This is a genomic window from Blautia sp. OF03-13, assembly GCF_003460685.1.
GTDB classification, from domain to species: Bacteria; Bacillota; Clostridia; order Lachnospirales; family Lachnospiraceae; genus Fusicatenibacter; species Fusicatenibacter saccharivorans.
On the sequence record NZ_QTVR01000001.1, the window covers coordinates 252,220 to 265,676 of the forward strand.

Sequence of the window (13,457 nt, forward strand, 5' to 3'; positions counted from 1 at the left end):
GGATACGTTCTTCATAACTCTTTTCACGCTTTTCTACAATTTTATAACTTTCTTATAATATCTTTTATTTCACCAATCTATGAATTACTTTTATCAGTAATTCCATATCAACAGGCTTAGCAACATGTTCATCCATTCCTGCTTCTTTTGCTTTTATTCTGTCCTCCGTGAAGGCATTTGCTGTCATTGCAATGATCGGTATTGTCTTTGCATCCTCTCTGTTCAGAGACCTGATTGTCTTTGCAGCTTCATAACCATTCATTACCGGCATCATAATGTCCATAAGAATGACATCAAATTCACCGGGTTCACTTTTTCTGAACAGCTCAACCGCTTCCTGCCCATTCCATGCTTTGGTCACGTCAGCGCCCTCATTCTGAAGCATAAATTCAGCGATTTCCATATTCAGCTCATTATCTTCCGCCAGCAGAATATGCAATCCCTTTATAGATTTTTCGGATACCTCCTTCTGTTCTTCACGTTTATCCGCATCCGGATCTATTTTAAATGGAACCCGGATCACAAATGTCGTCCCTACGCCTTTTTCACTTTCAAAAGTAATGGTTCCACCCATTTTCTCGACCAGCTTCCTTGCAATGGCCATTCCCAGTCCGGTTCCGACAAACTTTGTGCGGCTTCCCGTATATTCCTGTGCAAATGGTTCAAAAATATGTTTCTGGAACTCCTCAGTCATTCCGATTCCTGTATCCCGGCAGATAAATTCCATTGTCGTCATTCCTGGCTGTTCGGATGGGACTTCCATGCAGCTAAGATAAATATGTCCATTTTCTCTGTTATATTTCACTGCATTGGACAGGATATTCATCATCACACGTTTTACATACCCCGGACTTCCAATAAGATCACGGTATATGATTTCTTTTTTCTCCCATACAATCCGGATATTCTGTTCTGCAGCAATCTGTTCAATTACAACAAGCACTTCCTCAGAAATTTTGCTCAGATTAAATGGACTCTCTTCCAGAACAACTTCACCCGACTCCAGCTTACTCATGTCCAGAACATCATTTACCAGTTCCAGCAACAGATTGGATGCCGCTTTAACCTTTGTTCTGTATTCCTTCTGCTTCTCCATATCATCTGCATAATGGTCTGCCATATTAATCAAACCGTAGATTCCATTAATCGGAGTCCTGATATCGTGGCTCATACGATGAAGGAACTCTGTTTTTGCCTCATTGGCGGCTTCTGCCTTTTTTGCTGCTGTCAGAAGTTCTGCTTTATATTTTTCATCTTTTTCAAATTCTTGTTTCCGGTGCGCCAGATTGGTTCTGTATGTCCAGAACCAGAATATGCCGAACATCAGAAAATAAAGAAAAATAACACCTATAACACTTAATGGAAGATTACGAAACACTTCCGTATCCGGAAGATATGCGTAGATATAATAATCACGCTGCTTCAGCATGATTCCATAACATCCAATTCCTTCCTTTCTAAAATGATAGATATGCTGACTGTCTGTATGCTTTTTCATTGCCTGAACAACTTCGTTGTCGGCTGTATTCTGTCCCAACAGACTCTCATCATTGCTGGCAACAACGATCCCATCGTCTGCAACAATAATCGTTCCATCTTTCTGGATGCTATAACCATTTAAAAGCCCCTGTATCGTCAGTGTATAGTTTCTGGCAAATTCAGGAGATGTGTAGTAATAGATTGCAACGATACCCAGTGCATCTTTTCTGGCACAGGCTGCAATGTCAATAAAGGATCCATCTTCCCTGGTAAACCGTTCCGAATAGCTTCTTTCTTCATATCCGGCAAAATTCATGATAATTTCTTTTTGCAGATACTCCGTAATCTCATTAGCCAGAGACTCATCCGTGCTGTATTCACAGTCCGTCTTTCCTTCTGCATCCAGTACAATGATACCATCCACCCATAGAGTCTGCAGGTTTTCCTTCAGGAAATCCCGGCTTAGCTGACCGCCGTTTTCTATTTCCATTTTAATATTTGTACTCATCTGTCTAGCACTTTCAATGGCACGGAGGAGGCTTTTTGATTCCGAAGATTCATTAAAATGGGTGTAGGTGGAGCACTGCACTTTCACATAGTTTACAATCTCCACCATTCTTTTCTCTGCTTCGGCTTTTTCTGCGTGGAAGAAATAAAACAGAGAGGCTACAGCCACACAGACTCCAATCAGACCGCCGAACAGCTGGATCCGTTTTTCTTTTTTCTTTCTCTTAATATCCAAGATCATCCACCTCCAGATACTTCTGGGGATCATCCAGATATTTTTCAATGATTTTCAGAGATGTGCCATCCTGACGCATTTCTTCCAGCGTCTGGCTCATCTGCTCACAGATTCCTCTGTCATCCTCTTTTGCAAAAGCAACACCTATTCCAGTGATCATCAAAGGTTCTTCCAGGATACGAAAGCTTGCGTCATAATCCTTCATATACTGGACAACAGATTCCTCGTGTGCTGCAACTGCATCTACATATCCTTTTCCCAGAAATGTATAGATCAGCTCCCTGTGTCCCAGGCTGATCAGATTGCCCAGCTTTGGGATTCTCTCATCCGTCCGGTTCAGAAAGATACCTTCCGGTTTGGTTGTGGACTGAACAGCCAGGTTCTTACCCTCCAGATCACTCAGTTTATAGATATCACTATTCTCATTTACAGCAACCACCTGACGGCTTGCTACATATGGTCCCGCCCAGCGGTAATCATCAAGACGCCCTTCCATGGAAAAGCAGCCCATGATACAGTCAATCTCTCCGCTCTCCACCAGTTCTTTTTTCTTCTCCCAGTTGATCCGGACAACGTCCACCTGATATCCCATTCTTTTGAAAGCTTCTGTAGCCAGTTCTACATCGATTCCCGTCGGTACACCATCCTCATTCAGATAATTGTATGGTGGATAGTTGTCACTGCCGAGGGTAATAACAGGCCTTTCGGTTTCTTCTTTCGTGTTATCTGTGTTTTACACCCTGCCAGGGTGACTGCTAAAATTCCCGCAAGCAGAATGCCTGCAATCACTCTTTTTCCTTTCATTTTCTGTCCATCCCTAACTATCCTTTTTGATTCTTCTATGTCCGGTTACTTTCCATTCGTCACTGTACAGTGACCTGCGGTTCGGTACCCCCCCCCGCCGGATTTTATGCTTCTAATCGTCTTTTCCAGCACCTTCATCTCAACCGGTTTTGAAACATGTGCATTCATGCCAGCCGCAAGGGAATGCTGAATGTCTTCTGAGAATGCATTGGCAGTCATGGCAATAATCGGTATCGTCTTTGCCAGTTCATGGGAACTTCTGCGGATTGCCCTCGTCGCCTCATAGCCATTCATAACAGGCATCTGCACATCCATCAGGATCATGTCATAATCACCTGGAGCAGACTGTTCAAATGCTTTCAAAATCTCTTCGCCATTTTCACAGATGGTACATTCCGCACCTTCAATCTTTAACAGTTCCGTCAGGATCTCCGCGTTCAGCTCATTATCCTCTGCACACAGGAATCTCATTCCTTGAAGGATATTACCATCCTGTTTATCTGTTTCTTCTTGTGCCGCCAGAGCAACTGTTCTATCCTCTGCAATTTTCAGATCCATGAGAACCTCAAAACAGCTTCCCTGTCCCAATTCACTCTCCACATCAATGGTACCTCCCATTGCCTCAACCAGATTCTTAGTAATCGCCATTCCAAGTCCGGTTCCCTGTATTTTATTTGTAATGGAACTTTCCGCACGGGTAAACGCATCAAAAATTGTATCCTTGAAATCTGCCGACATTCCCATACCATTATCGCTAACTAAGAAACGGTACTTTGCATAGACAGATGACTTTGTCTCACATTCTTCTACAAAGAACTGAATTTCCCCACCTTCCTGGGTATACTTCACTGCATTGGAAAGCAGGTTGCTGAAAATCTGTATCAGGTGAACCTGATCCCCATTCACCCACTCATGCTGAATATTTTCTTTTATGATTGTAAGGGTCTGCTGCTTTTCATATATTTGAGTATGAAATATAGTGTTAAGTTCCTGTACAAGATCCAGAATAGAAAAGTCAGAATATTTGAAGACTGTTTTTCCTGCCTCAATCTTGCTCATATCCAGAACGTCATTGATAATTCCCAACAGATGCTGCGATGAAATATCTATTTTATCTGCATACTCTATAACTTTTGCTTTATTACCTGCATCATGTCTGATCAAAGATGTGATACCAATGATTGCATTCATAGGTGTGCGAATATCATGTGACATATTAGACAGGAAATCCGTTTTCGCCTTATTTGCATTTTCAGCTGTCTGTAAAGCCTCTGTTGCAACGTTCTTTGCCTTTTTCAGTTTTTGATTGACTACTTCCATTTCCTTCATTGTTTGTAAATGAAGTTCATTATTTCTTTTTTCATATTCTGCTTTTTGATCTGCAAGACTAAGTCTGGAAATACTGTAGAATAATCCGGCAAAAAGTAAAAGTATAAAACCTGCCATGAGTATTGTTGTAAACAACACCGTTTTCTGGTAATCCATCAGCACATTGTCCACAACTCCCTTGGCCACAATGCACACCAAAATGGTGTTGTTGCTTTCTATCGGGCAATACCCCAGATAATAGGGGTTCTGTTTTCTCAAAAGTGCAACTCCGGATTCTCTGTTATCAAACTTCTTTTTGAACAAATCCGCCTCTTCTTCTGTAATAGCCTGTTCCCCTTTTAAATGTTTTAACAAAGAATAATTACGCAGGTATTTATCTCCACTCTGGTTCGTATACGTAATATTTCCGTCATGATCCAGCATGAACAAATATGCTTTTCCATGATAACCTTTCAATTTTAACATGGAATCCAGTTTCGAATGATCATACACAGTTCCAATTGCCGTATAAGTTTCTCCATTGATCGTGTATTCCTGACATGGAATCGCAACCAGATAACCGTCTTTTTTCTTCTGATCATAATCAAGACGCACCAGTTTTCCAATATTGTATCCGTTCTTTAAGTCCAGCAGAAGTTTACTTGGCATATCAATCCGCATTTTTGTTCCACCTGCTGATATTGCCTGACCATTTTCCTGAAGGAATATAAGAGTACTTTCCGATTCTTTTTCCCATGCTTCAAAGAAATTTTTGTTCGTATCCGTTTCAAGAGACAGTTCCCTCTCATGAAGTAAGAATTCCTCAACCAACTGCAGCTGGCTGTAGTATCCACTCACCTGAAGATCATAGGTCTGCTGTATCTGTTCAACAACAGCTCCCATACTGCTTTTTCCATTTTCGCTGATATACTTATTAGACTTACTTATAAGATACTTGATACAAACTAAGCTTAAAAGAATCATAAGTAGTATAAGCAACAGCCTTGTTATTTTTTTTCTTTTATTTACCGCTTGTTCTATCTCCACTTTTACTGTTCAACCTCTATATAGTCTTCCGGTGCTGACGGCTGCTGTCCTTTTGACATTGCTTCGATCCATGCACTTGATAATGTTGTATCTTTAAGCTGCTCAATCTCACATTTCGGATTTATTTTTTTCAAAACGGACATTGTGGTGTCTGTAAGAAGAATCGAGTATTCCTTTTCTTTGTCTATTTTCTTATCATTAACTGTTAAGTCCTTTAACGAAAATCCACTTTCCTCTTGATTGACGATCATTTTCATACCGGATGCAATTGGTAATTCGTATTTATTGGTTACGTAAAAATTCTCATCCGCATCGGCGAGATAATTTTCCACGAGTTCACAAACCTGTTTACCATTGATTTTTGTAAAATATAATGCTGTATCTGAACTCTTCGCTGTCATCATGCCAACCCGGCTGCTGGTGCATTCTCCTTTGTACATAGAGGAAGTGAAATAATAATATGGTGCCAGAGCCAGCTGTGCATCATTTTCTTCTCTGATCGTAGTTAAAATGGAAGATGCTGCATCACGGCCACTTCTATCGTTCAGTGAAATGGAATATTCATTTTCAAAATTCATCATTGCTTTTTCTTCTGGATCTTTACGATTCATTACACTGCGAAAAGTATCATAAGCCTGTGTTTCATCCATTTCCCCTGACAGTAATCCGTGAACAGCCTCAAGACTTGCATCAAATGATTTTTGGGCGGAATATCGGATATAAACAGCATTATGATTAATTTCCTCTTCCAGTCCAGGCACATCCTGCATCATGGTTGGAACATCTGTATTCAATGAAATAACACCGCTTCCATCCGCAATCAGCTTTTGCCCCTCTTCTGAAATCATACAATCCAGCACATCCAGTGCAGTATCCAGTTTCTCCCGGTCTTTTTCCAGGTTTTTGTTAAATGCAATGTTTAAGGACGGAGTCATATACACATAGGATTCATCCGATGTCTGTGAAAAGTAAGGAATACGGGTCAGCTCCGCATCCATCTGTTTCTGCAGCTGCTGCATAACCGTCGGATGTCCATGAAACATTGCTGATTTTCCCTCGACAAACATCTGGATTCCTGTATCGACGTCAATATTGATATCTTCTTTACCAAAGTGCGAGTCCTTAAGAAACTGACTGGTTTCTGAAAAAATACGTTTCCATAATGTATCATCAAACTTCACTTCATCCGCTGCAGTCTCTGCACCGTTTCGCCATTCAATACCATCCAGGCTTGTAAACTCACCGATTGCTGCAGCCTGGATGATTTCATTATTAGACCAGTCTTCACCAAGATCCATGGAATACGGTTTTATGCCATTATCATAAAACTGCTGACAGGCCTGTACATATTCCTCATAATTTTCTGGAATCTTTACGCCATACTGATCAAACAGTGTTTTGTTGGCAATGATCGTCTGCGGAATACCACAGATTGGCAGCCACTGGATTTCATCCTCCTCATTCTTATAATATTGCACCGCATAAGAATAATACTTGGAAACAACATCATAAGAAGCAAAATCCATAAGATAAGGCTGTAAGTCCTGTGCATCTGTTCCAGAAAATCGACGTACTGTTATAATATCCGGTAATTCATCATGTTCTTTAAAATAACTGTATAAATCGGTATCATTGTTACCTATAATAAATTCAATATCCTGATCTGGAAACTGTTCATGGATATAGGGTGCAATATTTTTCATCAAACGATTTTCCCACAGATAAACGGTAAGATGATCATCATTTATAGATACTTCTTTCTTTGACTGTCCACATCCAGACAAGACAGCAGTTGCTGCAAGCACACCTGACACCACTGCTGTCAGACAACGTTTTGCCTTTTTCATACTTTTATTTTCCTCATTTTTTCCTGATAAAATCCTTATTGTTACGTCTATGAAATAACACCGTAAAAAAGCACCGTCAGACAGACAGTGCACCTCATTTTATGCAACTGGCTGCCATTTTACAGGCCCTGTAGCTTTGCGTCCCAGACTTTCATCTGGTTTGCCAATTTCCTTATTATAGCTTTAATCTTATGCAAAAAACTGATTTTATTATACTTTAGTGTTCTACTATACGCAAGAAAAAGATTAACATTTTAACGTTCAAAAGCAAAAAAAGAACAGCCGATACATATACCCGAACTGTTCTCCTACTATTAAGTACGTTACATTATTTTACAACAAAACTTCCAGAAATATGATATCTATCATATTTTCTGGAAGTCCTGTCTTTGAGCAAGTGGCAAACTCGGTTAAAAAAGCTTTCAATCCTTGTTTCAATCCCTCTGAGTTCATCATACAATCTGTCGTTTCACCCCTTATTTTCTGACATTTCTGTGGAAATATACTTTTTTCTTCCTCCTTCATTGCGAATCTTTCCGGGAAATGCTATAATAGCCAAAGTTGAAAGCGCGAAATCCGAAGCATTTGCAAGCTGCTCCGGAAAAAAAGACCATCCCCCGGACAAAAAGAGAGGGGATATGTCCATCCTACGGGACATAAGAAAGGAGTTATTCTATGCCTTATGATGACGTACAAAAATTTTCAGAGGCAGCCGTAAACAAAGCAAAGCTGCTGAAAGAACACCCGGGGAAATACTTTCTCCGTGCAGTCATGGCCGGTTTCTTTATCGTGGTTGCCATGATTTTCTCCAACGTGGTAGGCAATACGTTCCAGAGTACAGATCCTGCCTGGGGAAAACTGCTTGGCGGTATTGTGTTTGCCATTGCGGTTCTGCTGATCGTTTTTATCGGTGCAGAGCTTTTCACCGGAAACAATCTTGTTATGGCATTTGGGGCCTATGACAAAAAAGTCTCCTGGGCACAGGTTGGAAAAGTATGGCTGGTAAGCTACATCGGAAACTTTGTCGGATGCCTGATTCTCTCCGTAATTTTCGTACTGGCAGGTGCTTCCGGTACTGCCGATTATTACGCAGGATTTATTGGAAATAAACTTTCCATTCCTGCCGGAGAAATGTTTTTCCGTGCCATTCTCTGCAACTTCTTCGTCTGCCTCGCCGTTGCCTGCGGCATGAAATGCAAAAATGAAGTTGCCAAATTTTTCATGATTATACTTTGCATCGCCGGATTCGTTGTTGCCGGTTTTGAACACTGCGTTGCCAATATGGCCACCTTTGTTACCGCTGCACTTCTGGTCCCAGGCGGCATTTCTCTGACTGCCGCATTGAAAAGTATGGTCATTGTAACTATAGGAAACGCAATAGGAGGCGGTGTGCTCCTTACCTGGCCGCTTCGAATGATGAGTGCAGATAAATGACAAAATCTTTATACATTGCGGAAAAACCGAGCGTTGCTCAGGAGTTCGCAAAAGCGTTAAAACAGAATATGCAGCGCAGGGATGGATACTTAGAGTCGGATCAGTCCGTCGTAACCTGGTGCGTCGGTCACCTGGTTACGATGAGTTATCCGGAAAAATATGATCCTGCGTTAAAAAGGTGGAGTCTCGAGACCCTGCCTTTTTTGCCTGAAAACTTCAAATATGAAGTTATCCCGGAAGTAAAAAAGCAGTTCACCATTGTGAGTAACCTGCTCCACCGGGAGGATATTGAAACCATTTATGTCTGTACCGACTCCGGGCGGGAGGGAGAATACATCTATCGTCTCGTCGCGCAGATGGCCGGTATCAAAGACAAGAAACAGAAGCGTGTCTGGATCGACTCGCAGACAGAAGAAGAAATCCTGCGCGGTATCCGCGAAGCGAAGGACGAAAGTGAATACGACAATCTTTCGGCATCCGCTTATCTCCGCGCCAAAGAAGATTACCTGATGGGCATTAATTTTTCCCGTCTTCTCTCGCTCAAATACGGAAGCGCTGTCGCATCGTATCTCGGCACTAAATATCAGTCTATTTCCGTCGGCCGTGTTATGACATGTGTGCTCGGCATGGTCGTACGCCGGGAGCGCGAAATCCGCAGCTTTGTGAAAACACCATTCTACCGTGTCATCGCCGGTCTTTCCTTAAATGGACGCAATTTTGAGGGGGAATGGCGCGCCGTAAAAGGCAGCCGCTACTTCAACTCTCCGCTTCTCTATAAGGAGAACGGCTTCCAGAAAAAAGAGGACGCACAGAAACTGATCGAGGAATTAAGCATGCAGAATCCTCTGATCCCGCATGTCCTGAAAATGGAGCGAAAAAAGGAAAATAAAAATGCGCCACTGCTTTACAACCTTGCGGAGCTGCAAAATGACTGTGCCCGCTTTTTCAAAATCAGTCCGGATGAAACGCTGAAAGTTGTTCAGGAGCTTTACGAGAAAAAGCTGGTTACCTATCCGCGAACCGATGCCCGTGTGCTTTCTTCTGCCGTTGCCAGGGAAATCAGCAAAAACCTGCGCGGCCTGCAGCAGTACGGCATCTGCAGCGGCCTTGCAAATGAAATTTTGCAGGGTGAAAGCTGGAAAAAGATTGGTTCCACCCGCTATACAAACGATAAACAGATTACCGATCACTATGCGATCATTCCGACCGGACAGGGCCTTAACAATCTGCGGAACCTCTCGGAACTCTCCGCAAAAGTTTATGAGACGATTGTCCGCCGTTTTCTCGGTATCTTCTATCCGCCGGCGGTCTATCAGAAAGTTGCTCTTGTCACCGAAATCGGCGGCGAGCAGTTTTTCTCCAACTTCCGTGTTCTCGTGCAGGAGGGCTATTTAAAAGCCATGCAGTATTCTTTCTTCCGTAAGAAAGAGGAGGACGACGAGGGCAGAAAGGAGGACGAGACGACTTGCGATCCCTCTTTTCTTGCAGCGCTGTCCCAGCTGCAGAAAGGCAGCGAGCTGAATCTTCTCGGCCTTTCTATCAAGGAAGGAGAAACCTCTCCGCCAAAACGCTACACCTCCGGTTCGATGATCCTTGCAATGGAAAATGCCGGACAGCTCATTGAAGACGAGGAGCTGCGCGAGCAGATTAAGGGAAGCGGCATCGGAACGAGTGCGACGCGTGCTGAGATTCTGAAAAAGCTTGTCTTTATCAAATATCTTGCTCTGAACAAAAAGACGCAGGTTATCACCCCGACACAGCTTGGCGAAATGATCTACGACGTCGTACACCAGTCGATCCGCCCGCTTCTGAATCCGGAGCTGACGGCAAGCTGGGAAAAGGGACTTACCTATGTAGCGGAAGGCTCCATTACCTCCGAGGAATATATGGGAAAACTGGAAACTTTGTTACACGCCACACGGTAAATGTGAAGCAGCTGCGGAATCAGTTCCAGCTAAAGAGCAGCTTTGATGCGTCCGCGCCGTATTACAGAAAAGCCTCTTCCACGCGCTCCCGTACCGGGAAACGTACCGCTGCAGAAGACTCCTCTGCAAAGTCCTATTCCACCGCCAGAAAAAAGGGCGCACAGAACTCCTGAAATGTGGTAAGATAAACAGGAACTAAAACAAGAAAGGATGAATCACGCATGAAAGATGCAACCATTTCTGAACTTTATGATTTAACCCAGACCATTGCCGCAAAAATCTTTGAAGGCAAAACGTATCCATGGGAAGTGCTTCCGCTCATTAAAGATTTTATTCTTGAACTCGGCGAAACACTCGATCCGGCAGAATACGAAAAACGCGGCGAAAATGTCTGGATCGCAAAAGATGCCGTGATCGCACCGACCGCTTCCATTAACGGCCCATGCATCATTGGAAAAGGCGCTGAGATCCGTCAGTGTGCCTTTATCCGCGGAAACGCCATCGTCGGCGAAGGCGCTGTCGTTGGAAACTCCACCGAACTGAAAAATGTCATTCTCTTTAATAAAGTACAGGTTCCGCATTACAACTATGTCGGCGACTCTGTTCTTGGATACAAAGCCCATATGGGTGCCGGTTCCATTACTTCCAATGTAAAATCCGATAAGAAGCTCGTTGTTGTCAAAGGCGCAGATGAACAGATCGAAACCGGACTGAAAAAATTCGGTGCGATGCTCGGCGATGAAGTTGAGGTCGGCTGTAACAGCGTATTGAACCCGGGAACGGTTGTCGGAAGAAATTCCAACATTTATCCACTCTCCTGTGTTCGCGGTGTGATCCCGTCAGGTCATATTTTTAAGAATGCGAAAGAAATTGTCAAAAAAATCTGATAATTAAAAAAATTCTCTTTTATCGAGAGAAAACCAAACCGATTGATTTAAAAGACCGCCGGAAATTTTATCGTTTTCCGGTGGTCTTTGCAATTTTTTATCAAAATATGCTGGACGAATGACCAATTTTGTGAGACAATAACCATAGGTCTGTGAACAGGCTGGAAACAGTCCGTTCGAAAGACAAAAGCTCAAATAAGTACATATTTGAAAGGAGTTTAACAATGACTTATTCACACGAAGTAGAATGATGTGTCCGGTTGCCCAGGGCGTGCATCACGGTGCAGCTCCGATTCCGGAGGAAGCAAAATGGGTAAAAGCAAAAGAAATCAAAGACATTTCCGGATTCACTCACGGTATTGGCTGGTGCGCACCGCAGCAGGGTACCTGCAAGCTGACTCTGAACGTAAAAGAGGGCGTTATCCAGGAAGCTCTCGTTGAGACCATCGGATGTTCAGGAATGACTCATTCTGCAGCTATGGCATCTGAGATTCTGCCAGGACTTACCATCCTTGAGGCACTGAATACTGACCTTGTGTGTGATGCTATCAATACTGCTATGAGAGAGCTCTTCCTGCAGATCGTTTACGGAAGAAGCCAGAGTGCATTCTCCGAGGACGGACTGGTTGTAGGCGCAGGCCTGGAAGACCTTGGTAAAGGACTTCGTTCCCAGGTTGGTACCATGTACGGAACTCTTGCAAAAGGACCTCGTTATCTGGAGATGACCGACGGTTATGTAACAGGTATCGCTCTGGATGCAGATGATGAGATTATCGGTTACAAATTCATCAACTTCGGAAAGATGATGGACTTCATCAAAGCCGGCGATGATGCAAACACAGCTTTCGAAAAAGCAAGCGGACAGTACGGACGTGTTGCTGATGCTGTTAAGATCGTTGACCCGAGAAAAGAGTAATCAGATAATTTAGGAGGATAGGAAAATGGCTTTATTTGAATCATATGAAAGAAGAGAGAAACAGATTCTGGCTAAGCTTGCTGAGTACGGAATCAACTCCATCGAAGAAGCTGCAGAAGTTACAAAAGCTGCTGGCCTTGATGTATACAAAATGATCGAAGGCATTCAGCCAATCTGCTTCGAGAATGCAAAATGGGCTTACACTGTAGGCGCAGCAATCGCAATCAAAAAAGGATGCCGCAAAGCTTCTGAAGCTGCTGCAGCAATCGGTGAGGGACTTCAGTCCTTCTGTATCCCGGGTTCTGTAGCAGATCAGCGTAAAGTTGGTCTTGGCCATGGTAACCTTGGTAAAATGCTTCTGGAAGAGGATACCGAGTGCTTCGCATTCCTGGCTGGACATGAGTCCTTCGCAGCTGCTGAGGGTGCTATCGGTATCGCTGAAAAAGCAAACAAAGTACGTCAGAAACCTCTGCGTGTTATCCTGAACGGTCTTGGAAAAGACGCTGCTCAGATCATCGCTCGTATCAACGGCTTTACTTATGTAGAGACTGAGTATGACTACTACACCGGAGAACTGAAAGAAGTATTCAGAAAAGCATACTCCGATGGACCGCGTGCGAAAGTTAACTGCTACGGCGCTAACGACGTTCGTGAAGGCGTTGCTATCATGTGGAAAGAGAACGTTGACGTTTCCATCACCGGAAACTCCACCAACCCGACTCGTTTCCAGCATCCAGTTGCAGGTACCTACAAAAAAGAGCGTATCGAAGCTGGTAAAAAATACTTCTCCGTTGCTTCCGGCGGTGGTACAGGACGTACTCTTCACCCGGACAACATGGCAGCAGGTCCTGCTTCCTACGGTATGACCGATACAATGGGACGTATGCATTCTGACGCTCAGTTTGCAGGTTCTTCTTCTGTACCGGCTCACGTAGAGATGATGGGTCTGATCGGCGCAGGAAACAACCCGATGGTTGGTATGACTGTTGCTGTTGCTGTAGCTGTTGAAGAGGCAGCAAAAGCTGGCAAATTCTAAAGTTATCCAATACTTGCGTAAATAGAATTATT

The 13,457-nt window shown here is 43.3% G+C and carries 7 protein-coding genes, 3 pseudogenes and 1 riboswitch; of the genes and pseudogenes, 5 read left to right on the plus strand and 5 right to left on the minus strand.

Features of this window, described 5'->3' with window-relative positions; all coding sequences use genetic code 11:
- Window positions 1–64: 64 nt before the first annotated feature.
- The 5 genes and pseudogenes from DXA55_RS01150 to DXA55_RS01170 form a co-directional block, all read right to left on the minus strand.
- The gene (locus DXA55_RS01150) at window positions 65–2,227 is read right to left on the minus strand and encodes an ATP-binding protein (RefSeq protein WP_117812828.1); all 2,163 of its coding nucleotides are present in this window, start codon (window positions 2,225–2,227) and stop codon (window positions 65–67) included.
- Window positions 2,211–3,025 (minus strand): annotated as a pseudogene (locus DXA55_RS01155) (substrate-binding periplasmic protein). The gene DXA55_RS01150 and the pseudogene DXA55_RS01155 overlap by 17 nt, the downstream one beginning before the upstream one ends.
- Window positions 3,026–3,070: 45 nt before the next feature.
- The gene (locus DXA55_RS01160) at window positions 3,071–5,236 is read right to left on the minus strand and encodes an ATP-binding protein (protein WP_117812829.1); all 2,166 of its coding nucleotides are present in this window, start codon (window positions 5,234–5,236) and stop codon (window positions 3,071–3,073) included.
- Window positions 5,237–5,382: 146 nt separating this feature from the next.
- Entirely contained in the window at window positions 5,383–7,227 is a 1,845-nt protein-coding gene (locus DXA55_RS01165) for an ABC transporter substrate-binding protein (protein WP_117812830.1), read from the minus strand.
- Window positions 7,228–7,326: 99 nt separating this feature from the next.
- Window positions 7,327–7,402: riboswitch (cyclic di-GMP riboswitch) on the minus strand.
- A 158-nt stretch (window positions 7,403–7,560) separates the two neighbouring features.
- Window positions 7,561–7,752 (minus strand): hypothetical protein, encoded by a 192-nt coding sequence (locus tag DXA55_RS01170; RefSeq protein WP_055267586.1) that lies wholly within the window; start codon window positions 7,750–7,752, stop codon window positions 7,561–7,563.
- A 150-nt stretch (window positions 7,753–7,902) separates the two neighbouring features.
- Between DXA55_RS01170 and DXA55_RS01175 the strand changes: the two genes are divergently transcribed.
- From DXA55_RS01175 to DXA55_RS01195, 5 genes and pseudogenes are all read left to right on the plus strand, one after another.
- Window positions 7,903–8,661, plus strand: coding sequence for a formate/nitrite transporter family protein (locus tag DXA55_RS01175; protein ID WP_117812831.1), 759 nt, complete (start codon window positions 7,903–7,905; stop codon window positions 8,659–8,661).
- Window positions 8,658–10,759 (plus strand): annotated as a pseudogene (locus tag DXA55_RS01180) (DNA topoisomerase). Before DXA55_RS01175 ends, DXA55_RS01180 begins: the two are co-directional and overlap by 4 nt.
- A 48-nt stretch (window positions 10,760–10,807) precedes the next feature.
- Window positions 10,808–11,473: an acyltransferase gene (locus DXA55_RS01185; protein WP_055228579.1), complete on the plus strand. Its 666-nt coding sequence runs from the start codon at window positions 10,808–10,810 to the stop codon at window positions 11,471–11,473.
- 224 nt (window positions 11,474–11,697) lie between these two features.
- A pseudogene (locus tag DXA55_RS01190) lies at window positions 11,698–12,389 on the plus strand (iron-sulfur cluster assembly scaffold protein).
- Between the two features lie 25 nt (window positions 12,390–12,414).
- Complete coding sequence (locus DXA55_RS01195; RefSeq protein WP_022463017.1) at window positions 12,415–13,425, plus strand: GGGtGRT protein; 1,011 nt, start codon at window positions 12,415–12,417, stop codon at window positions 13,423–13,425.
- Window positions 13,426–13,457: the final 32 nt, after the last annotated feature.